Raw genomic sequence first — 21333 nt, 5'->3', positions numbered from 1 at the left:
CTCTCGTGCACAGTCGCCGGCGGGCCGCGGAGGGGTCCTGTTCCGGACGGGTGGGGATAGTGAAGGCGAGCAGCAAGGCATTGGGCGGGCGTGGTCAGGCAGAGCGGATGATGGCCGCGCTCAATGCCATGAACGAAGCGCTCTGCTATTACGATTCGAACGACGTTCTTGTCTTCCACAACGAGGCGATGCTGGACATGTATGCCGGCATCGCGGACGTCATTCACCCGGGCTCGCGTTTCGCCGACATGATCGACGCCGGTCTTTCGCGCGGCCTTTGGGACCTGAAGGGGGCGAGCGCGGCCGAGTGGAGCGGCGCCATTCTGGGAAAGCGCCGCGCCGGCCGGCAATTCACCACGACGATCCATTTCGCGGACGGCCGCAGCATCATGCACCGGGAGATGCGCGACGTGGAAGGCGGTACCATCTCCGTCTGCACGGACGTGACCGAGCAGCAGGCGCGCCAGACGGAACTGGTATCGGCCGCGGAGCGATCGAACGAGTTTCTCTCCGATCTCCAGCGCACGATCGACGTGGTGGACATGGGCATCGTCATCCTCGATGCCGACCTGAACGCCGAGCTCATAAACCGCGCTTTCTACGATATCTGGAAGGTCACGCCCGAGCAGGTCGGCGTCGGCGACCCGTTCCGCGCCTTGATGGACGTCAATCGCCACAAGGGAATCTACGACGTCGTGGACGAGGGATGGGACGGCTACGTGTCCGCGCGGCTCGACGAAATCCGCGCCGGAACCGTGGCGCCTCGTCAGTTCAGTCGCGCCGACGGCTGCGTCATGATCTATGCCGTGACCGCGCTTTCCGGCGGCAAGCGCCTCGTCTCCTATTACGACGTCACGGAGATGAAGCGGCATGAGGCCGAACTGGCGGCGGCGCTGGAGAAGGCCAAGCTGGCCGAGGCCGTCATCAACAGCCTGCCCAGCCCGGTGTTCGTCAAGGACGCGGACCTGAATTTCGTTCTCGCCAACAAGGCCTTCGCCGATCTCGTCGGCACGACGCCGGACCGGATACCGGGACAGAACGACGCCAGTCTTCTGCCTGTCCACGAACGGCAGATGTTCGAGCCCTCGGAACGCAAGGTACTCGATACCGGCGAGATTCTCGAAGTGGAATCGACCTACACTTCCGGTCCTGTTTCCGGCGCCCGCATCGTTCGGAAGAACAGGCTCGAAACGTCCAGCGGCAAGGTGTATCTCGCGGCGTCGATTTTCGACGTCAGCGAATTGAAACGCCGTGAAGTCGAAGCCGAGGAAGCGCGCCGCCAACTCGCCAGCGTGCTGGAATCGCTGCCGGCCGGCGTCATCATCTACGACCGTGACGACAGGTTCGTTCTGGCGAACCGCAGGCTGCAGGAATCGCTGCCCGCTCTCGAAAAGGCGTGGCGGCCTGGCGCCACGTTGCGCGAGGCGATGGAGAACGCCCATGCCGCCGGCTATTTCCGCGAGATCGGTGACCCGCAGACCGACGCGCTCTACGATACCGATCCACAGGCCTGGGTGGCCCGGCAGATCGAGAACTACCATGCCCGCAGGCGGGTCTCCGAAAGGCTCGGTCCGGACGGGCGCTGGTATCAGGTCTACGACACGCGCACGCAGGACGGCACGTTCATCGGCGTCAGGGTCGATATCACCGAGCTGAAGAACCGCGAGACGGCGCTCAGGGAATCGATGCGCGAAAACGAGGTGTTCCGCTCGCTCATCGACAACGTGCCGGTCTCGATCTACGCCAAGCGCTCGGACCTGCGCCAGTTCTACGTCAACAAGGGCTGGTGCGAGCTGACGGGAATCTCCAAGGAAGAGGCGACCGGCAAGACCGATATCGAGATATTCGGGCCTGACGGCGAAGCCCTCGTCGAGGGCGATCTCGCGGTTCTGCGGACCGGCGAGACGCAGGAGATCGAAGAGACCGTCACCTCAACCGACGGCTCCGTCCGTCACCAGTTCGCCCGCAAGGGGGCCATGATCGCGTCGGACGGATCGCTCTACCTGATCGGCTCGACCACCGACATCACGCTTCTCAAGCAGCGCGAGGCGGAGCTGAAGGAAGCGCAGCAGCGCGCGGTGCTGGCCGACCGGGCCAAATCGGAATTTTTGGCCAATATGAGCCACGAGATCAGGACGCCGATGAACGGCGTGCTCGGCATGGCCGAGCTGCTCGCCAAGTCCGAGCTCGATCCCAAGCAGAAGACCTTTACCGACATCATCGTGAAGTCGGGCAACGCGCTTTTGACGATCATCAACGACATATTGGATTTCTCCAAGATCGACGCCGGCCAGCTCGTGCTCGACCCGGCGCCGTTCAACCTCGCCGAGGCGATCGAGGACGTGGCGACGCTCGTCTCCACGCGCGCCAAGGAAAAGGACCTGGAGTTGATCGTGCGGGTCGAGCCGGGCCTCGACAAGATGTTCGTCGGCGATGTCGGCCGGATCCGCCAGATCGTCACCAATCTTCTCGGCAACGCGGTGAAGTTCACCGACAAGGGTCATGTGCTGGTCGATGTCCGCGGCGACAAGCTGCCGAACGCCACGCGGCTCACGGTCTCCGTCACCGATACGGGCATCGGCATTCCCGAAGACAAGCTGAAGCTGGTGTTCGAAAAATTCAGCCAGGTGGACACCTCGTCCACCCGTCGCCACGAAGGCACCGGGCTGGGGCTGGCCATCACCTCACGCCTTGTCGACCTGATGGGCGGCAAGATCGGCGTCGAGAGCGAGGACGGCAAGGGATCGACCTTCTGGTTCACCATCACCCTGCCGAGCGCGGAGCAGCAGGAAAGGCGCAAGGCCATGCCGATCGACGTCACCGGGGCGCGCGTGCTCATCGTGGACGACAACGCCGTCAACCGCTCCATCCTGAGCGAACAGATGGCGTCGTGGGGGTTCGATTCCTGCGCGGCGGAAAGCGGCGCGGAAGGATTGAAAGTGTTGTTCGCGGCAGCGGCCTACGGAGTGGCGGTCGATTGCATCGTGCTCGACTACCAGATGCCCAACATGACCGGCGCCGAAATGGCGCGGATCGTGCGCGGCACGGAAGGGCTCGCCGATACGCCGATCATCATGCTGACGTCCGTCGACCAGTCGCTCGGCGGTGCCAGCTACCGCGATCTCGGCATCGACGCGCAGCTCATCAAGCCGGCGCGCTCGTCGGCCCTGCTGGAAACGCTGGTCTCCACCATCCAGCGCCATCATGCGAAGACCCGGCCGGCACCGGAGGAGATGATCGTCATCGACCACGAGCAGGCCGCGCCGGCGAAAGACACGGCCGCGCCGCCCGAAGGTCCGGCTGTTTCAGCCGCGGCGGCACCGGCCGGCGCGCACGGCGTCGACATACTGGTCGCCGAGGACAACGAGGTGAACCAGCTCGTGTTCACACAGATCCTCGAAGAGACCGGCTGCAGTTTCGAGATCGTCGGCAACGGCCGCAAAGCGCTGGAGGCCTGTTTCAAGCTGAAGCCGCGCATGATCCTGATGGACGTCTCGATGCCGGAGATGAACGGGCTTGAGGCGACCGGCGAAATCCGCCGGCGCGAGGCAATCGAGGGCGCGCATGTTCCCATCATCGGCGTGACGGCGCACGCGCTGAAGGGCGACCGCGAGCGCTGCCTGGACGCCGGCATGGACGATTACCTGCCCAAGCCGATCAGCCCCAAGGCGCTGTCTGAAAAAGTCGCGCGCTGGCTGGGCGAGGCGGCTGGCGCGAAACGCCGCGCCTGACAGGCCGTTTCCCGGGCAAAGTATTTCATTCCGAGCGAGAATTCTCGCTGGACGCCGGCCTGCGCAGGCAAGCCGCTGATTCACAACATCTCCTGACGCTCGCGTTTCAACACGACGCCGTTGCCGCATAAGAACCGTTATCGGACCGACACGGAACTGTCATGCGACTGTAACAAACGGTGGCTATGGCCTCGCTCGGGCGCTGGCAAAAGCGCCAAAGACCAGTCCGACAGGAGCAGGCTCAATGAGACATTTCCTCCGCGCGTCGGTCGTTGCGATCGCAATGGCCACGGCGTCAACCCTCACCCTTTCCGCCGCCTATGCCGCCGACATCACGGGCGCCGGCTCGACCTTCGTCTACCCGATCCTCGCCAAGTGGGCCGATGCCTACAAGAAGGAGACAGGCACCGGCCTCAACTACCAGTCGATCGGTTCCGGCGGCGGCATCAAGCAGATCAAGGCGAAGACCGTGACTTTCGGCGCCACCGACGCGCCGCTCTCCGGCGAAGACCTTGAGGCTACCGGCCTTGTGCAGTTCCCGGTCGTGATGGGCGGCATCGTGCCGGTCGTCAACATCGAGGGCGTCGAGCCGGGCTCGCTGGTTCTCGACGGCGCGACGCTGGCCGACATCTTCCTCGGCAAGATCACCAACTGGAACGACGAGGCCATCGCCAAACTGAACCCCGACGCCAAGCTGCCCGACCTCGCCATCGCCGTGGTCCATCGGTCTGACGGTTCGGGCACGACCTTCAACTTCGCCAACTACCTGGCCGCTACCAACGGCGAGTGGAAGGACAAGGTCGGCGTCGCCACCGCTCTGGAATGGCCGGTCGGTATCGGCGCCAAGGGCAATGAAGGCGTCGCCAACAACGTCGCGCAGACGCAGGGCTCGATCGGCTACGTCGAGTACGCCTACGCCAAGCAGAACAAGCTGATCTTCACCGACATGATCAACAGGGACGGCAAGAAGGTCGATCCGACCCTGGCTTCGTTCTCGGCCGCCGCCTCGAACGCCGACTGGAACTCGGTTCCGGGCTATGGCGTGATCCTCGGCAACCAGCCGGGCGCCGACTCCTGGCCGATCACGGCTTCGACGTGGGTTGTCCTCTACAAGACCCCCGACGACGCCGCCACCACCGGCGAAGCCCTCAAGTTCTTCGACTGGGCCTACAACAAGGGCGGCGAGATGGCTTCCGGTCTCGACTACGTCGCGATCCCGGACGGTGTCGTCAACAGCATCGAGGACACCTGGGCCAAGAACATCGTGGGCGCCGACGGCAAGCCGCTCTTCGCCGCCACGAACTGAGACCGAACGGGTGCGCGGGGCCGGTGTTGCCGACCCCGCGGCTCTCTTGAACGCCTGATCGAACCCGGACGGGAATTGGCTGGATGACGCTTGTAGCCACCGCGCAATCCATGCGCGACAGAGAGGCGACCGTACGCCGCTTCGCGCTTACCGACACGATCTTCCATAATACGGCCAAGGGTGCGGCGATCCTCGTCCTGCTGATCCTGAGCGGCGTCGCGATCTCGCTGGTCGCCGGCTCGTGGGAAGCCCTGTCCAAATTCGGGCCGGCCTTCCTGACCACGGAAAGCTGGAATCCCGTTACCGAGAATTTCGGCGCGCTGGCGCCGATCTACGGCACCGTCGTCACCTCTGCCGTCGCCATCCTGATCGCCGTGCCGATCGGCATCGGCATCGCCATTTTCCTGACGGAGTTGTGCCCGCGTCCGCTCAGGCGGCCCATCGGCATCGCCGTCGAGCTTCTGGCGGGCATTCCTTCCATCATCTACGGCATCTGGGGCCTGTTCGTCTTTGCGCCGTTCCTGCAGACGACGGTCCAGCCTTTCCTGATCGCCCTCTTCAAGAACATCCCTGTGCTGAACTCGGTGTTCGCCGGCCCGCCCTACGGCATCGGCATGCTGACCTCGGCGCTGATCCTGGCGATCATGGTGTTGCCCTTCATCACCTCCATCACCAAGGACGTGTTCGACACGGTGCCGTCCGTGCTGAAGGAATCGGCCTACGGCATCGGCTGCACGACATGGGAGGTGATGCGCCGCATCGTCGTTCCCTACACCCGCGTCGGCATCATGGGCGGCGTCATGCTCGGCCTCGGCCGCGCGCTGGGCGAAACGATGGCGGTAACCTTCGTGATCGGCAACGCGCACCGCATCTCGGCCTCGCTGCTGGCTCCGGGGACCACCATCTCGGCGACGATCGCCAACGAATTCACGGAAGCCGACGGCGACCTTTACACCTCCTCGCTGGTCGCCCTCGGCCTCATCCTGTTCGTCCTCACCTTCCTCATCCTCGCTCTGGCGCGCTACATGCTGATGCGGATTGAGCGCAAGGCCGGCGCCTGAGAGAGAAGACCGACATGACCGTCGCCGCCGCAACCTCCCTTCACAGCCGCCGCAAGGTGCGCAATTCGGCGATGATGACGCTCTGCGTCGTCGCCGCCGGCATCGGCCTCGCCTGGCTTGCCCTCATCCTCGGCGCGCTGGTCTGGAAAGGGCTGGCCGGCGTCAATCTCGCCGTCTTCACTGAAATGACTCCGCCTCCGGGCGATGCGGGCGGCCTGCTCAACGCCATCTACGGCTCGGTCGTCATGACGGTCATCGCCGTGGCCGTCGGCACGCCGGTCGGCGTCATGGCCGGCACCTACATGGCCGAGTACGGGCGCTTCTCGAAGCTGACCACGGTCGTGCGCTTCATCAACGATATCCTGCTGTCGGCGCCCTCGATTATCATCGGCCTGTTCGTCTACGAACTGGTGGTGCGCCCGATGGGCCATTTCTCGGCGCTCGCCGGCGCGGTGGCGCTGGCGATCCTAGTCATACCGGTGGTGGTGCGCACCACCGAGGACATGCTGAACCTGGTGCCCAACACGCTGCGCGAGGCCGGTACGGCGATCGGCGCGCCGCGCTGGATCGTCATCCGCTCGGTCGCCTACCGCGCCGCGCTGTCGGGCATCGTCACCGGCATCCTTTTGTCGATCGCCCGCATCTCGGGCGAGACGGCGCCGCTGCTCTTCACCGCGCTCAACAACCAGTTCTGGTCGAGCAATCTCAATGCTCCGATGGCCAGCCTGCCCGTGACCATCTTCCAGTTCGCGCTCAGCCCCTATGAGGAATGGCAGCAGCTCGCCTGGACCGGAGCGCTTATCATCACCCTGACGGTGCTGGGCCTTTCGATCTTCGCCCGCAGCCTCACCGGACGCAGAGAGGACAGATGAAACCGATGTTGTCCACCGAACTCGACGTGGCCGCCGAACCGGCCGCCGAGACCGCCAAGATCGAGGTCAGGCACCTCAATTTCCATTACGGCCAGTCGAAGGCGCTGAAGGACATTTCGCTGTCCCTGCCGGCGCGCTCTGTCACCGCCTTCATCGGTCCGTCGGGCTGCGGCAAGTCGACCCTGCTCAGGTGCTTCAACCGCATCTATGAGCTCTATCCGCGCCAGAGCGCCGACGGCGAGATCCTGCTCGACGGCCGCAATATCCTCGACCGCTCGCAGGACCTCAACCTGTTGCGCACCCGCATCGGCATGGTGTTCCAGAAGCCGACGCCGTTCCCGATGTCGATCTACGAGAATATCGCCTTTGGCGTGAGGCTCTACGAGAAACTGCCGAAGTCCGAGATGGACGGGCGCGTGGAACATGCCCTGAAGCGCGCTGCGCTGTGGACCGAGGTCAAGGACAAGCTCGACGCCAGCGGCCTGTCGCTTTCGGGCGGCCAGCAGCAGCGCCTGTGCATCGCCCGCACGGTCGCGGTCAAGCCCGAGGTGATCCTGCTGGACGAGCCGGCCTCGGCCCTCGATCCGCTGTCGACGGCCAAGATCGAGGAACTGATCGACGAACTGAAGGACGACTACACGATCGTCATCGTCACCCACAACATGCAGCAGGCGGCGCGCGTCTCCTCCAAGACCGCCTTCATGTATCTCGGCGAGCTGATCGAGTTCGACAAGACCGAGAAGATCTTCACCTCGCCGCGCGAGAAGCGCACTCAGGACTACATCACCGGCCGGTTCGGCTGAGCGGCGGCACCGGATAACGGGGAAGGCAGATGGCTGAACATACGGTTGCATCCTTCGACGACGATCTGCGCGAGATCGGGCAGATCATCGACGGGATGGGCGAACTGGCCGGCACGATGGTCGGCGGCGCGACGAAGGCGCTTTTGTCGGCGGATGTCGCGCTGGCGCAGCGCGTCGTCTCCGACGACATCGTCATGGACGAGCGCCAGCGCGAGCTGGATTCCCGCGCCATCACGCTGATCGCCCGGCGCCAGCCGATGGCCGACGACCTGCGCTCGGTGCTGGGGGCGATCCGCATGGCCGGCGATCTGGAGCGGATCGGCGACCTTGCCAAGAACATTGCCAAGCGGGTCGGCGCCGTCGGCGAGAACGCCGTGCCGCGCGACCTGTCCCATTCGATCGAGGGCATGGCCCATCTGGTGCTCGAACAGGTCGACGACGTCATCCGCGACTATGCAGCGGGTGACGCCGCCGCGCTTACCCGGCTGCGCGCCAGCGACGAGAGCATCGACGCGCGCTATACGGCTGTCTTCCGCGAACTCCTGACCTACATGATGGAGGACCCGCGCAACATAACCGCCTGCACGCATCTTTTGTTCTGCGCCAAGAACCTGGAGCGCATCGGCGACCACGTGACCAACATCGCCGAAAATGCGTATTATATCCTGACAGGCGAACAGTTGCCGCCCAATCGTCCCAAGCGGGACGAGACGGCGGCGGCCTGAGGCAAGGTTTGGAACCGATGATCGCACCGCGCGTCATGGTGGTCGAGGACGAGGAGCCGCTCGGCGTGCTCCTGCGCTACAATCTCGAATCGGAGGGCTATCAGGTCGAGGTCGTCACGCGTGGCGACGAGGCCGAGGTGCGGCTGCAGGAAAGCACGCCCGACCTGCTGGTCCTGGACTGGATGGTGCCGGCGGTGTCGGGCATCGAGCTTTGCCGGCGCCTCAGGATGCGGCCGCAGACGGAGCGCCTGCCGATCATCATGCTGACGGCGCGCGGCGAGGAAAGCGACCGCGTGCGTGGCCTGCAGACGGGCGCCGACGACTATCTGGTCAAGCCGTTCTCGACGCCGGAATTCATGGCGCGCGTCAAGGCGCTGCTGCGCCGCGCGAAGCCGGAAGTGCTGTCGTCCGTGCTGAAGGTGGGCGACATCATGCTCGACCGCGAGCAGCACCGGGTCTACCGCAAGAAAAGCGAGATCAGGCTCGGCCCGACCGAGTTCCGGCTGCTCGAATTCATGATGCGGCATCCCGGCCGCGTCTTCTCGCGCAGCCAGCTTCTCGACAATGTCTGGGGCGAGACGATCTATATCGACGAGCGGACCGTTGACGTGCATGTCGGGCGGCTGCGCAAGGCGGTCAACACCGGCAGGATGCCCGATGTCATCCGCACCATTCGCGGCGCCGGCTACGCCATCCGAGAAGATTAAGCCGCGACGCCTGGCGCGCGCAGCGCTTCCTCGACGATGGTTACCGCACGCCTGCCGCGCATCTCTGGCGCTCGGCGGATCTTCGTCCGGTATCGCCTATGGTCAGCATGACCTGCGGATATCGCTGTCCCAATATCCAGCCATTGTGTTGACGCGCCAGATTGCTAAGAAGGGCGTAGCCTTTAGCGGACCACGCCGATAATTGAAGAAGTTGTTGCCCATCGCAGCGTTTGTGGCTGTCGCCCTGGTGAGCCTCGCCATGGCCGGTTTCGCCTTTTTCGCCTCGCAGGAGGCGGCGCGCATCAAGTTCGCCGCCACGGCTGACGATACGCTGAACCGCATAGAGAGCCGCGTCGATCTCCATCTGTCGCTGCTGCGGGCGACGCAGGCGCTGTTCGACGCCCGCAACGGCAAAATCAGGCAGAGCGAGTTCAAGGCGTTCTTCGATGCGCTGGACGTCGACGGCAATTTCGCCGGCCTGCGCGGCATCGGCTTCCTGAGATTGGTCAAGGCCGGAAATGAAGCCGTGGCGGAACGCGAGATGCGCGACGACCAGGGCCTCGACCGATCCATCTACCCGGCATCGACCCTGGCGTGGCGCGCGCCCATCGTGCTCTTCGAGCCGCTGGACGACGCGACCCGAACCGCCATCGGTTACGACATGATGAGCGATCCTGTGCGCCGGGCGGCGATCCAGAAGGCCATGGTCGACGATGAGCAGCACGCCAGCGGATTGACGATGCTGGGCAAGAACACCGGCACGGGGCAGGGATATCCAGGCTTTATGGTGTTCGTGCGCCTGACCGTATCGACCGCGCCGGACGTCGTGGACACCAAGACCACCGTCACGAGCGGATTCCTGTATGCCGCGTTCCGCGCCAAGGAACTGTTCGAGGCGGCCCTTCGGCGCGCGCCGTTGCTGCCGGTGAATATCGAGGTCTATGACGGGCGCGTCGATCCCGACAATCTCATGTTCCGTTCGCAAACACCGCCGACGAATGCGTTCGGCGACAAACTCCTGGCGACGCGGCAGATGACGGTGGCCGGGCGCGAATGGACGATCCTGTTCAGGCCGACCAGTGCGTTTTCGGCGCCGTCGTCGCGGATCGTTCCCATCATGCTCGGCATTTTCGGCCTGCTGCTGGCCAGCGCGATCGCGCTGGTGTCGCGCTATCAGGAGCGGGCCTACGATGCTGTCGCGCAATTGCACGAAAGCTCGGAAAAGAGCCTGCTCGAAAAGGATCTGATGCTTCAGGAAATGAAGCATCGCATCAAGAATTCGATCACCCGGGTGCTGGCTATCGCGCGCCAGACGGCGGCAGGCTCGAAAGATATAGACGAGTTCTCCAACTCCTTCGCGGCGCGGCTTCAGGCGATGGCCGCTTCGCAGGACATGCTGACGCGATCGCGCTGGCAGAAAGCCGATCTCAGCGATCTGTTGCGGATCGAACTCGGCCAGGTGTTCGGCAAGGAGCTGCCCGAAAACCTGTTGTCGGGACCGCAGGTGCTGCTCGACGAAACCACCACCCAGGCGCTCGGCCTGACCTTCCATGAGTTGGCCACCAACGCGCTCAAATATGGCGAGGCGGCGAAGTCGATCGATGCGCTGAACGTGTCATGGCGGCTGGAAGGGCTGGGACGGCACCGAACGCTTGCCCTCGACTGGAAAGAAAGAGGCCAGACGGATCTGGAAGCGCCTTCGAGGACGGGTTTCGGCACCAAGCTGATCGACATGAACATCACGCGCGAATTGCGTGGCACCATCAATCGCGACTTCCGGCCCGGCGGGCTGAGCGTCGCCATCCGGATTCCCCTGTCGGCCTGAACCCGCACCGTTTCACCGATGCCGCGTCGATATGCGTTCATTGTTAGTCGGCAACAGGGTAAGCGATACTATGGACGCAAAAAGGGGATCGGCTGGCCGATGCCCTGTTCTTACCGACGATCAACCGGGTGTCAGTTGCAGCGGGCCGTATAGATGCGACCGGTGCGCGGGCTGCGATACTGACAGTAGCCGTTGCGCAGGTTGCGGACCAGAAGGCCGGATCCCGCACCCACTGCGGCGCCGATGGCCGCGCCCTTCCAGCCGCCGATCGCGCCGCCGATCAGCGCTCCGGCGCCGGTGCCGACGCTGACATCCTGTTCCGTCGTGGTGCAGCCACTCAATGCCGCCACCGCCGCCACGGCCAACATAAGCTTGCGCATGAAGAACTCCTCTCGCTTTAAAAATCCCTCGCTTGACGGGACGGGCCAGCCGCCGGCGCAAGCTCAAGCCATACGTCGCATTTTTATCGTTTCAAGCCAACATGGTCTTTTTCGAAACCCGGCTCCGCAGACGCCACGACAAGGCTGTCACCGTCAACCGAACCCGGACGCTCGACCGAAGCCTCGATGCGGCCGTCCGGGCTGATGTCCCAGACGATTTCCCCGTCTTCCTCTTCCAGCGCGGGATCGACGGCAACGCATGTGCCGAAGACGCGCTCTCGCCGGCCCGCCATGTCGTCGAGCACGAAGGGACGGGTATCCGCGCATTCCTGAGCCGTCTCGAAGACGGGGACAGGGGCGGGAAGTTCCTTGCAACTGGAAAGGTCGTTGGAGCAACCGATGACCAGCAGGATGGCGGCGACGTGTTCCATGACTTGGAATCCTTTCTCGCCGCCAGAAACGGAGATGGCACGAGAAAGGTTCCGTCGGGAGATAGGGCAGCAATACCTGCTTCGAGACGCGCTCAGTCGGTCTCGAAATTGCCGTGTGGTACGGTGAGCCGGTACTGGAGCCGGTCGTCGTTGATGTCGAGCGCTGCGTTGCCGTTGAGCGAAGCGGGGACGACCCGTTCCAGTGCGATGGAACCGAAGCGCTTCGCGCCGTTGCCGCGGGAGTCTTTTTCGATGCGTTCGCTCCAGATGAGCGACAGGGCCGGCGCCTCGTCGTCGTCGCTTCCCAGGTCCGCCGATACGTCGACGAATCCGTCGGGGTGGGACAAGGCGCCGTAACTGACCGAATTCACCGCCAGTTCGTGCAGCGCAAGGCCGATGTGGAGAGCGGCATTCGGATTGAGGAAGGGATTGACGCCTTCGAAGCGAAGGCTGTGTGCGGAATCGGCGCTGTAGCGACCCACTTGGCCTTCCACAAGCTCTCTGAGCGCGGCGCCGCGCCAGTTGGACGAGGTCACCAGGTCCTGCGAAGCCGCCAGCGACTGGAGCCTGCCGCGAAAACGCGCCAGGAAATCGGCGATGGTCTCGGAATAGCGGCCGGTCTGCGAAGCGATGCTCTGGATGATGGCGAGCAGATTCTTCGACCGGTGGCTGAGCTCGCGCAGCAGGGCGCGCAAAGCCTGTTCGCGGCGCTTCTGCTCCGTGGTCTCGATCTTGGTGGTCATGACCCCCTGGACGTCGCCTTCGGTACTGAAATCGGCGTCCACCCATATATCGAACCAGCGCATGCCATCTTCGCCGGGGACGCTCAGTTCGAGGCGTTCGGGATTTCCGGTGGCGATGACATTGCGGCGCGCGGCCGCCAGACGCTCAGCCTGTAAGGGAGGGAGACCGCCCGCGCCGTCATCGGCGAACCACGGCGCCCGCATATTGCGCGCCCACACGGTCTTCAGGTCCCGATCCTGATAAAGAACGGCGATGCCGGCGTTGCGCAAGGCATGCAGCAATGCACGGCCAAGCTGATCGTCCTTCGACCCATCGGGCAGAGCCACGACCTCTTCCGCGTCCTTACTCTTTCCTTGCTCGCCGTTCCCTGAGCTCATCTGCCACCATTCGCCCCCGATATAAGCCGGCCGCCTGCTTGCCGCACGGGGATTTCTCCCTTGTCCCCCAGAAACAGTTCCGCCGGGCCGCTCTCCATGAGGAGCGCTGCCCGGCGGCGACTGGAATCCGCTTGAGGGGTGCGGTTTCCAGCGTTCCCATCTTTCGCGTCACGCCCGGCGGAATATACCGGCAAGCAGGGAAATCACCAGGAAGGCGAGGAAGATGAAGAACAGAATCTTCGCCAATCCTGCGGACGCCCCGGCGATGCCGCCGAAACCGAGCGCTCCGGCGATGATCGCCACGACGAGAAAAACTAGCGCCCAGTAGAGCATGGTCGTCTCCTTAGAATGCTGCGCCACAACGTCCGCGCGCCGGCCTTGGTTCCGTCTGCGTGAGAAAAAGCGCCATGAGCGCGTCCAGCCTCAGGCCGCTGCCTTGGCCTGCCGGTCGAAGAACAGCGCCTGGCTTATCAGCGCCTTGACCATGTCTGGATTGAACGGCTTGGTGACCAGGAAAGCCGGCTCCGGTCGCTCGCCGGTCAGCAGCCGCTCCGGGAAGGCCGTGATGAAGATGACCGGCACCGGCGTCGAGGAGAGGATCTCGTTGACGGCGTCGATGCCCGAACTGCCGTCGGCGAGCTGGATGTCGGCCAGCACCATGCGGGGATGCGTCCTGGCGAACATGGCGACGGCCTCGGCCTGGGTGCGGGCCGTGCCGACCACGCGGTGTCCGAGGCTTTCCACCATTTCCTCGATGTCCATGGCAATCAGCGGCTCGTCCTCGATGATGAGGATGTCCGTGGCCACCTGTCGCGAAATCTCGTTGCTCGCCTCGACCAGCAACCTGGAAAACTCGTCCTCGTCCACGTCGAGGATTTCAGCGGCTTCGGCTTCGCTGAACCCTTCGACCGAGACCAGCAGGAACGCCTGACGCGGCAGGGGAGCCAGGGCGTTCAGATTGGCGGCGGCGCGCTGCTCCCAGGCGGATTGCGGCTCGGATTGCGGAACGCGGATGGCGACCGACGTGAACAGCTTGGCGAAAACCTTGTAAAGCGCGATCCGGTCGCTCGACGCCTTTGGAAACATGTCGACATCGGCGATGATCGCTTCAAGCAACGCTGCAACCAACGCATCGCCGCTTTCCTGCGATCCCGAGACGGCTCTGGAGAAGCGGCGCAGGAACGGCAGATGCGGCGCGATGGCAGTGGACAAACTCATGTGGAACGTCTCCCTCAGATGACGTGTTTCAATTTCTTGAGGTCAGGCTTGATGCAAGTCCCTGGGAACGAAAATGCCAATCTGGCAAAAAAGTTCCATCGACAGGGAACGAATTTGTATGAGAAGCGTTTAATCGCCAAATCGGGCAACCGGGTGAGGGTGTCGTTTGCCCTGTGTGTAGAGTAGGCAGGGCCGATAGGGGACAAGAAGCGGGCTGATGACAAGCATGAAAGATTCGACAGTGGCGGGCGGTCGCTCCCGCGCGGGCGGCGATCCGCTGGGACCGAACTCGGAAATCGGCCGCAAACTCAAGCAATATTATGACGAACTTGTCTCCGACGACGTGCCGGATCGCTTCGCACAACTGCTTGCGCAGTTGGAAACCGCCGAGCCCGCGCGCAAGAAGGACTGACGATGGCTGTCTCGCAGGACTTCAAGGTCGACCTGCTCGGGGCGATTCCTTCGCTTCGCGCGTTCGCGGTTTCGCTGTCGCAGAACGCCGACAAGGCCGACGATCTCGTCCAGGAAACGCTCGTCAAGGCGTGGGACAAGCATGAAAGCTTCCAGCCGGGCACGAATCTCAAGGCATGGCTGTTCACCATCCTGCGTAACGAGTTCTATTCGCAGATGCGCAAGCGCGGCCGCGAGGTTCAGGACAGCGACGGCATCATGACGTCTCGGCTGGCCGTGCACCCGGCCCAGCAGGGCCAGCTCGACCTGAAGGATTTCAGGACGGCGCTCGAACAGTTGCCCGAGGACCAGCGCGAAGCGATCATCCTGATCGGCGCGTCCGGTTTTTCCTACGAGGAAGCGGCGGAAATCTGCGGTTGCGCGGTCGGCACGATCAAGAGCCGCGTGTCGCGCGCCCGCGCGCGGCTGCAGGACATATTGAAGATTTCCGGCGAGGACGAATTCGGCCCGGATGCCATCGCCACCCATGTGATCGGCTCGTCGGCCGCCTGATTTCGTGGCGGCGCCTGTCGATCGCCAGGCCGTCGCAAGGAGGGGATCAGGCCTGGGGAGCCGCCTCGCGCCCGGCGACGGCGGCAACCGCTCCGATGAGATCGGCTCCCGAATAGGGTTTGGGCACCATCGGGATATCGGTAAACTCCGCGACGATGTCGTCGGTGCTCGAATAGCCGGAGGCAAAGACGAAGGGAATGGCGCGCGCGCGCAATTGCCTTGCGAGGTCCAGCGTGGAAACGCCGCCGAGCATCAAATCCACGATCGCGACGTCGAAGCCGGGCGATCCGTCGAGATCGATGCCGCTCAACGTGCCCGCAACGATCACGTCAGCCGCGCCGTTGTCGCGGCACAACTGCTCGACATCCATCGCTATGAGAAATTCGTCTTCCAGAACGAGGACACGCAAACCATCGAGCAGGGCGGACAAGCAAATCACTCCTTCAAAGCGGGGCGATTCCTGTACTCAAATTATTTTTCTGTCATTTAAAAAAGACATGCCGCGACGAGAAGCGAGATGATACTGCGTCCTGAGGGGACAGACAAAGAGGCGTCATGGCCGAGCTGAAGGGACGTGCGTCGTCGACGCGCAGATATCCATGCGAGCGCTGCCCGCTCAGGCCGCTCCCCGTCTTTCGCGAATTCACCGGCGAGGAACTGGATTTCATCAGCCGTTTCAAGACGGGCGAGCTGGCGGTCGACCGTGGAGCCGCCGTGCTGGTGGAGGGAAGCCACAGCGCGCATCTCTATACCGTTCTCGCCGGCTGGGGGTTCCGCTACAAGCTCCTGTCGGACGGCCGGCGCCAGATCCTGAACTACGTGATGCCCGGCGACCTGATCGGTTTGCAGGGAAGCGTCATGGGCGAGATGCAGCACTCCGTCGAGGCGCTTTCGCCGATGCTTCTGTGTGTTTTCGAGCGGGAGAAGCTGCACGATCTCTACCGGAACTATCCCAGCCTCGCCTACGACATTACCTGGCTGGCGTCGCGCGAGGAGCGGATGCTGGACGAGAACCTGCTCAGCGTGGGGCGCCGGACGGCCATAGAGCGCTGCGCCTACCTGATCGCCTTCATCGGCACGCGCGCCAAGGTCGTCGGCCTCAACGGCAGGAAGCGGGTCCAGATACCCATCACGCAATCGCACGTTGCCGACACGCTGGGGCTGTCGCTGGTCCATACCAACAAGACGATCCGCAAGCTAGCCGATCGCGGGCTGATCGCCTGGCGCGACGGTGGCTGCGAGATCATCGACATGGACGGCCTGTGCGCGCTGGCCGGTTGGGACGGGCCGGACGAAGGGCCGCGGCCACTGCTTTGAAATGCTGGACATCGGCCGTGAAAGGCCCTTTGCTTCGTCGACGCGGCAGGGCTGGAACCGGAACCTTGCCGTGGCGAGCACGTTGTTGCCCGTATCCATCAAAAGGAGTTGAGAATGGCCACAACCGCAGGAAAGACAGCCGGCGCCGCGCGGACCGAGAAGGATGTTTCGGAACTCGAAGCCGACATCCGGCAATTGAGGACCGATATCGAAAAGCTGACCAAGCAGCTTGCCGCCACGGGCCAGCATGGCTACGGCACGGCCAAGCGCGCGGCTGCCGAGGGTGTCGAGCAGTTGCGGGCGCAGGGCGAAGCGGCGTTCGACAGCCTGCGCAGCAATGCGCGCGACCTTGAGGATCAGGTCATCGCCAATGTGCGCGAGAAGCCGGTGACCTCGCTCGCCATCGCCGCGGGCGTGGGCTTTCTCTTCGCTGTCCTGTCGCGGCGCTAGGCCTCTATGGGCACTCTTGCATCGCTGATCGCAGGGTTGGCGTCCGGCGAGACGCTGGCGGCCGTCAAGCGCGCGAAGACGGCGGCGATCGTCTATCTCGCCGCCGCCGCCGCCGTCTGCATAGGTGCCGGCTTTCTCCTGGCCGCCGCCTTCATATGGACCGAGCGGCGGTACGGTCCGATCGAGGCCGCGTTGGGGTTCGGCGCGGGCTTTGTGGTGCTGGCGGGGCTTATCCTGCTCGTCTATCGCGTCACGGCGGGATCGCGCGCGCGCCGTCAGGCGCGTCGGCGACGGTCGGATCTGACCGCGCTCGGCGCCACCGTCGCGCTGGGGCTTTTGCCGGCACTGGCACGCGCGAAGCCCGGCCCCGGTCTCGTCCTGTGGCCGCTGGCGACGCTGGTCGCCTATGCCATCTACAAGGAGAACACGGGGTCGCCGCCCAAGGGCGACGATCACCCCGGCGAAGGCACCTGAGCCTTCGCCGGGAGCTTCCATAGCCGTCACCTGCCGTCGTCGCCCGTGTCCGGGAAAACGGAACCTGCCCGGCCGGCATCCGTTGCGCCTGGACAGTTCACGTCGAGGAGGCAGACCATGACCAAGACCGTTCCGACCAACAAAGCACGCCAGGGCAGATGGGGCTGGCATGTGCTTGCCGTGCTGATCGTGGGACTGGTGCTGGCCTTTGCCGTATGGGGAGCCGTGGAGATCTACGGCGTTTCCATCGAGCAGCCGCAACAGCAGACGCCCAAGGGCTGAAGCGCGAAGCGACCGGTCAGGCCGGTGCCTGCGCGGGAACGAGCACGTTGAGCGCACCGGGATGGATTTCCAGGCGCGTCACGGGTTCCAGCCGCACCAGTTCGCCGTCGATCACGGCGGGAAAGCGCCGTGTGCGGCCGCTGACCTTGAGAACGGCCGATGCCGCCTGCAGCGCTTCGACATGCTGGCTGTCGCGCCAGCGTCCCCTCGCCATGTCCACGAAGAATCCCAGCATCTCGCCGCGTTGGCGGGGACTGGCCACATAGATGCCCAGCACGCCGCCGGACGGATTGTCGGCATAGGGCAGGTGGCCTTCCCCGAACACGTTGTTGCTGACGCCGATCCCGGTGGTGCGCATCTTCATCTCGGCCTCGCCGACCGTCAGGTCGACCGCCATCCTGGGTGGGTTCTTCATTATCGCCCAGGCGGCACGGAAAGAGGCGCCGATCTTTCCCAGCCGCGATCCGAACTCCATCTTTTCGCGCAGATGCACCATTTTGGCATGCAGGCCGATGGAAAACTGATGGATGAACGGCCTGCCGTTGGCGCTGGCCATGTCCACCGCGATCACCTTGCCGGTGGCGAAGGCGGCGATCGCGCCTTCCAAGTCCTGCGGTATGCCGAGCCCGCGGGCGAACAGGTTCATGGTGCCGGCCGGCAGCACCGCCAGAGCCTTCTTCTTTCCCATCAGGAGCGCCGCCGCGGTCGAGATGGTGCCGTCGCCGCCGCCTGCCAGCACCACGTCGACCGCGCGGCTGGCGGCTGCCTTTTCGAGCCGTTCGCCGATCCGGTCGCCGCCGGCGATGTCGATCTCGAGCGTATGGCCCGCCTCTTCCAGCAACTGGCGCATGCGGGCTGCAAGCGCATCCAGATCGGCCGTGCGCAACGTGCCGCCGTCGCGGTTGAGAACGGCTGTGAACCGCATCGCAGTCTCCTTTTTTGCCGATCCTGATGAACGGGCAACGCCCAACGCCGCTCGCGCCGCCGGGTTCCGGCGCCCGCCGCGGAACGCGGAACGGAACCGGCTTCACCACGTTGTGAAGTCGTAGGAGATGCCGCGCCCGGCTTCCCCACCACGGTTCACCAGGCGCGGCGTGCATGAGATCACGCACCGAGGAGAGATTACCATGATCCGCAAACTGTTGGCTACAACCGCTCTGGTTACGTTCGTGGCTTCCGGCGCCTATGCCCAGACGGCCACCCAGCCTGCCCCTGCCGCGCCGGCTACCGAAAACGCCGCGCCGGCCGCCCCCGTCGTCAAGGCTGACGGCAGCCTCGCCACCAATATCGTCGGCGAGAGCGTCTATAACGGGACGGGCGATGATGCCGAGAGCATCGGCAAGGTCAGCGACATCGTCTTCGACAAGGACGGCACGGCCAAGTCGATGGTCATCGGCGTCGGGGGCTTCCTGGGCGTCGGCACCAAGAATGTCGCGTTCGACTACGACAAGCTGAAATGGGCCGAGAAGAACGGCGACCGCTGGCTGGTGGCCGAGACCTCGAAGGAAGCGCTGACGGCACTGCCGGAATTCGACAAGACACCCTACGAGCCGGCTCCGGCGCCTGCCGATACCGCCATGGCCCCGTCGGGCGGCGGCGGGGCGATGGCCCCGGCAGGCGATGCCACGCAGACCGCGCCGGGCGGCGACGCCCAGACCATGCCGGCCGAGCCCCCTGCCAAGGAGGCGGACATGTCCCAGGGCATGCTGGCCAGCAGCGTGCTCGGCGAGGATGTCTATAACGGCATGGAGTCCAACGCCGAGAAGATCGGCAGCGTCAACGACATCGTGCTGAGCAAGGAAGGCAAGGCCGAGCAGTATGTGATCGGCGTCGGCGGCTTCCTCGGCGTCGGCCAGAAGAACGTCGCCTTCGATCTCGGCAAAACGAGTTGGGCCGAGAAGAACGGCGACCGGTGGATGGTCGTTCAGGCGTCCAAGGAAGAGTTGCAGGGTCTGCCGGATTTCGACCGCAAGGCCTATGATCCTGCGCCGGCCTCGTCGGCGGCCGCCAGCGACGCGCCCGCGGCCGTGACGCCGACCACGACGACGGCCGACAGCGGCACGGCCGATAGCGGCACGGCCGGCGAGAAGCCAGCCGATACGGCGATGGCCCCCGCAACCACAGATCAGGCCCAGGCGCCGGCCGACGCTGCGAAGTCGGGTACAGATGCGACCGAGACCGCGGCGATCGACAAGTCGACCCTCACCGAGGTGCCGGCGGACAAGATCAGCGCCGACAATCTGATGGGTACCACGGTCTATGGCGCCAATGACGCAAAGGTGGGCGAGATCGGCGACGTGGTTCTGTCGGCAGACAATCGCGTCGATGCCGTGATCGTCGACGTCGGCGGTTTCCTCGGCATCGGTTCCAAGCCGGTGGCGATCGGCATGGACAAGCTGAAGTTCCTGGCCGACAAGGACGGCAACCAGTATCTCTACACCGACTTCACCAAGGACCAGCTCGAAGCACAGGCGGCCTATGACAAGGGCAGCTACGCCGACAAGCGCGACGAGCAGCGGATGATCATCCAGTAGAGATCGTCCTGGGCACGACTAAAATGACCCGCGCCGGCAACGGCGCGGGTTTTTCTTCTTCGTGAACGATAGAGGCATCATCGTTCACAATCGTGAAACAGTCCATTCTGCGATCACCGTCTTTGCCGGGCTCCGGTGCCGCCTCATATTGAGCGGGACAGCGGCGAGGGCCGCACCGGACAGGAGCAAGCAACATGCTCGACCAGATCAAGGGACTTCATCACGTAACCTCGATGGCGGCGGATGCACGCCAGAACAACGACTTCTTCACCCACAAGCTCGGGCTGCGGCGGGTCAAGAAGACGGTCAATTTCGATGCGCCGGACGTCTATCATCTCTACTATGCCGACGAGGTAGGCACGCCGGGCACGGTGATGACCTATTTTCCGTTCCCGAACATCGGCAAGGGTCGTCACGGCGTCGGCGAGGTCGGCACCACCGTCTTCTCCGTGCCGGAGGGCACCTTGCCCTATTGGGAGCAGCGTTTCGCCGAGCAAGGCGTGACCGGCCTCCAGCGTGAGGAGACGTTCGGCGAAAAGCGGCTGCGTTTCGCAGGTCCGGACGGCGACGGCTTCGCGCTGGTCGAAGACAAGGCCGATTCACGCGCTCCGTGGGTCAAGGGCAGTGTCCCGGCCGACGAGGCGCTGCGCGGTTTCCATTCCGTCTCGTTGCGCCTCAGGGACGCCGGAGCGACCGAGGAGCTGCTGAAGTTCATGGGCTACGAGGAAGTCGACCGTTCCGGCAACACGCGCCGGTTGGCCGTGAAGGGCGGCAACGGCGCCGACGTCGTCGACATCGAGACGCTGCCGGATGCCGGCTTTGCCGATCTCGGCGCGGGATCGGTCCACCATGTCGCCTTCGCCGTCGAGAACCGCGAAAAGCAGCTCGAGGTGCGCAAGGCGCTGATGGACACTGGCTACCAGGTCACGCCGGTCATCGATCGCGACTATTTCTGGGCGATCTATTTCCGCACGCCCGGCGGCGTGCTCTTCGAGGTCGCGACCAACGAGCCCGGCTTCGACCGAGACGAGGACACCGCGCATCTGGGCGAGGCGCTGAAGCTGCCGCCGCAGCATCAGCATCTGAGGCCCTATCTCGAAGACCATCTGCAGCCGCTGGACGATTGAGGCCTG

23 protein-coding genes are annotated in these 21333 nt (G+C 64.3%); 16 read left to right on the top strand and 7 right to left on the bottom strand.

The genetic code is table 11. From position 1 onward, the window contains the following. Positions 1–59: 59 nt before the first annotated feature. The 8 genes from ABMA46_RS06530 (at position 60) to ABMA46_RS06495 (ending at position 11030) form a co-directional block, all read left to right on the top strand. Positions 60–3731, top strand: coding sequence for a PAS-domain containing protein (locus ABMA46_RS06530; RefSeq protein ID WP_348998488.1), 3672 nt, complete (start codon positions 60–62; stop codon positions 3729–3731). 244 nt (positions 3732–3975) lie between these two features. Then, positions 3976–5037: a phosphate ABC transporter substrate-binding protein PstS gene (gene pstS, locus ABMA46_RS06525; protein ID WP_348998487.1), complete on the top strand. Its 1062-nt coding sequence runs from the start codon at positions 3976–3978 to the stop codon at positions 5035–5037. An 83-nt stretch (positions 5038–5120) separates the two neighbouring features. Next, entirely contained in the window at positions 5121–6098 is a 978-nt protein-coding gene (pstC, locus tag ABMA46_RS06520; RefSeq protein ID WP_348998486.1) for a phosphate ABC transporter permease subunit PstC, read from the top strand. Between the two features lie 14 nt (positions 6099–6112). Then, entirely contained in the window at positions 6113–6970 is an 858-nt protein-coding gene (gene pstA / locus ABMA46_RS06515) for a phosphate ABC transporter permease PstA (protein ID WP_348998485.1), read from the top strand. Further along, positions 6967–7773 (top strand): phosphate ABC transporter ATP-binding protein PstB, encoded by an 807-nt coding sequence (pstB, locus tag ABMA46_RS06510; protein WP_348998484.1) that lies wholly within the window; start codon positions 6967–6969, stop codon positions 7771–7773. Before pstA ends, pstB begins: the two co-directional genes overlap by 4 nt. A gap of 29 nt (positions 7774–7802) precedes the next feature. Further along, positions 7803–8498 carry a phosphate signaling complex protein PhoU gene (phoU, locus tag ABMA46_RS06505; RefSeq protein ID WP_348998483.1) on the top strand — a complete coding sequence of 232 codons (696 nt, stop codon included), beginning with the start codon at positions 7803–7805 and terminating at the stop codon, positions 8496–8498. 17 nt (positions 8499–8515) lie between these two features. Further along, positions 8516–9205: a phosphate regulon transcriptional regulator PhoB gene (phoB, locus tag ABMA46_RS06500; RefSeq protein ID WP_348998482.1), complete on the top strand. Its 690-nt coding sequence runs from the start codon at positions 8516–8518 to the stop codon at positions 9203–9205. A gap of 202 nt (positions 9206–9407) precedes the next feature. After that, positions 9408–11030, top strand: a complete 1623-nt coding sequence (locus ABMA46_RS06495) for a CHASE domain-containing protein (protein ID WP_348998481.1) — start codon at positions 9408–9410, stop codon at positions 11028–11030. A gap of 131 nt (positions 11031–11161) precedes the next feature. Here the strand turns inward: ABMA46_RS06495 and ABMA46_RS06490 are convergent, their stop codons facing one another. The 5 genes from ABMA46_RS06490 to ABMA46_RS06470 all read right to left on the bottom strand — a co-directional run bounded on the left by ABMA46_RS06490 (position 11162) and on the right by ABMA46_RS06470 (position 14180). Continuing rightward, complete coding sequence (locus tag ABMA46_RS06490; RefSeq protein WP_348998480.1) at positions 11162–11410, bottom strand: YMGG-like glycine zipper-containing protein; 249 nt, start codon at positions 11408–11410, stop codon at positions 11162–11164. Between the two features lie 83 nt (positions 11411–11493). After that, positions 11494–11841: a hypothetical protein gene (locus ABMA46_RS06485; RefSeq protein WP_348998479.1), complete on the bottom strand. Its 348-nt coding sequence runs from the start codon at positions 11839–11841 to the stop codon at positions 11494–11496. A 92-nt stretch (positions 11842–11933) separates the two neighbouring features. Next, complete coding sequence (locus tag ABMA46_RS06480; protein ID WP_348998478.1) at positions 11934–12962, bottom strand: sensor histidine kinase; 1029 nt, start codon at positions 12960–12962, stop codon at positions 11934–11936. A gap of 168 nt (positions 12963–13130) precedes the next feature. Further along, positions 13131–13295: a DUF1328 domain-containing protein gene (locus ABMA46_RS06475; RefSeq protein WP_348998477.1), complete on the bottom strand. Its 165-nt coding sequence runs from the start codon at positions 13293–13295 to the stop codon at positions 13131–13133. Positions 13296–13385: 90 nt separating this feature from the next. After that, on the bottom strand, positions 13386–14180 hold the full coding sequence (locus tag ABMA46_RS06470) for a response regulator (RefSeq protein WP_348998476.1): 795 nt from the start codon (positions 14178–14180) through the stop codon (positions 13386–13388). 226 nt (positions 14181–14406) lie between these two features. Between ABMA46_RS06470 and ABMA46_RS06465 the strand changes: the two genes are divergently transcribed. Both ABMA46_RS06465 and ABMA46_RS06460 read left to right on the top strand, forming a co-directional pair. Then, positions 14407–14592: a NepR family anti-sigma factor gene (locus ABMA46_RS06465; RefSeq protein WP_348998553.1), complete on the top strand. Its 186-nt coding sequence runs from the start codon at positions 14407–14409 to the stop codon at positions 14590–14592. Positions 14593–14594: 2 nt separating this feature from the next. Further along, positions 14595–15143, top strand: coding sequence for a sigma-70 family RNA polymerase sigma factor (locus ABMA46_RS06460; RefSeq protein WP_348998475.1), 549 nt, complete (start codon positions 14595–14597; stop codon positions 15141–15143). A 46-nt stretch (positions 15144–15189) separates the two neighbouring features. Here ABMA46_RS06460 and ABMA46_RS06455 read toward each other — a convergent pair whose 3' ends face one another. Next, positions 15190–15573 carry a response regulator gene (locus ABMA46_RS06455; RefSeq protein WP_348998474.1) on the bottom strand — a complete coding sequence of 128 codons (384 nt, stop codon included), beginning with the start codon at positions 15571–15573 and terminating at the stop codon, positions 15190–15192. A 125-nt stretch (positions 15574–15698) separates the two neighbouring features. Between ABMA46_RS06455 and ABMA46_RS06450 the strand changes: the two genes are divergently transcribed. The 4 genes from ABMA46_RS06450 (at position 15699) to ABMA46_RS06435 (ending at position 17666) form a co-directional block, all read left to right on the top strand. Beyond that, positions 15699–16460, top strand: coding sequence for a Crp/Fnr family transcriptional regulator (locus ABMA46_RS06450; protein ID WP_348998473.1), 762 nt, complete (start codon positions 15699–15701; stop codon positions 16458–16460). A 114-nt stretch (positions 16461–16574) separates the two neighbouring features. Then, positions 16575–16910: an ElaB/YgaM/YqjD family protein gene (locus tag ABMA46_RS06445; protein WP_348998472.1), complete on the top strand. Its 336-nt coding sequence runs from the start codon at positions 16575–16577 to the stop codon at positions 16908–16910. A gap of 6 nt (positions 16911–16916) precedes the next feature. Beyond that, a complete protein-coding gene (locus ABMA46_RS06440; protein ID WP_348998471.1) occupies positions 16917–17384 on the top strand; it encodes a hypothetical protein in 468 nt (155 codons plus the stop codon). 117 nt (positions 17385–17501) lie between these two features. After that, on the top strand, positions 17502–17666 hold the full coding sequence (locus ABMA46_RS06435) for a hypothetical protein (protein WP_348998470.1): 165 nt from the start codon (positions 17502–17504) through the stop codon (positions 17664–17666). A 16-nt stretch (positions 17667–17682) separates the two neighbouring features. Here ABMA46_RS06435 and ABMA46_RS06430 read toward each other — a convergent pair whose 3' ends face one another. Beyond that, a complete protein-coding gene (locus ABMA46_RS06430) occupies positions 17683–18591 on the bottom strand; it encodes a diacylglycerol/lipid kinase family protein (protein ID WP_348998469.1) in 909 nt (302 codons plus the stop codon). 202 nt (positions 18592–18793) lie between these two features. On the opposite strand from ABMA46_RS06430, the gene ABMA46_RS06425 reads away from it, so the two are divergent. Together ABMA46_RS06425 and ABMA46_RS06420 are read left to right on the top strand one after the other, a co-directional pair. Then, positions 18794–20200 carry a PRC-barrel domain-containing protein gene (locus ABMA46_RS06425; RefSeq protein WP_348998468.1) on the top strand — a complete coding sequence of 469 codons (1407 nt, stop codon included), beginning with the start codon at positions 18794–18796 and terminating at the stop codon, positions 20198–20200. Positions 20201–20394: 194 nt separating this feature from the next. Further along, positions 20395–21327, top strand: a complete 933-nt coding sequence (locus tag ABMA46_RS06420; RefSeq protein ID WP_348998467.1) for a VOC family protein — start codon at positions 20395–20397, stop codon at positions 21325–21327. Positions 21328–21333: the final 6 nt, after the last annotated feature.

It is taken from the genome of Mesorhizobium hunchu, from assembly GCF_040081975.1.
Taxonomy (GTDB): domain Bacteria; phylum Pseudomonadota; class Alphaproteobacteria; order Rhizobiales; family Rhizobiaceae; genus Mesorhizobium; species Mesorhizobium hunchu.
The sequence above is the reverse complement of the archived record's forward strand: the minus strand, read 5'-3'. Positions and strand labels throughout refer to the sequence as shown.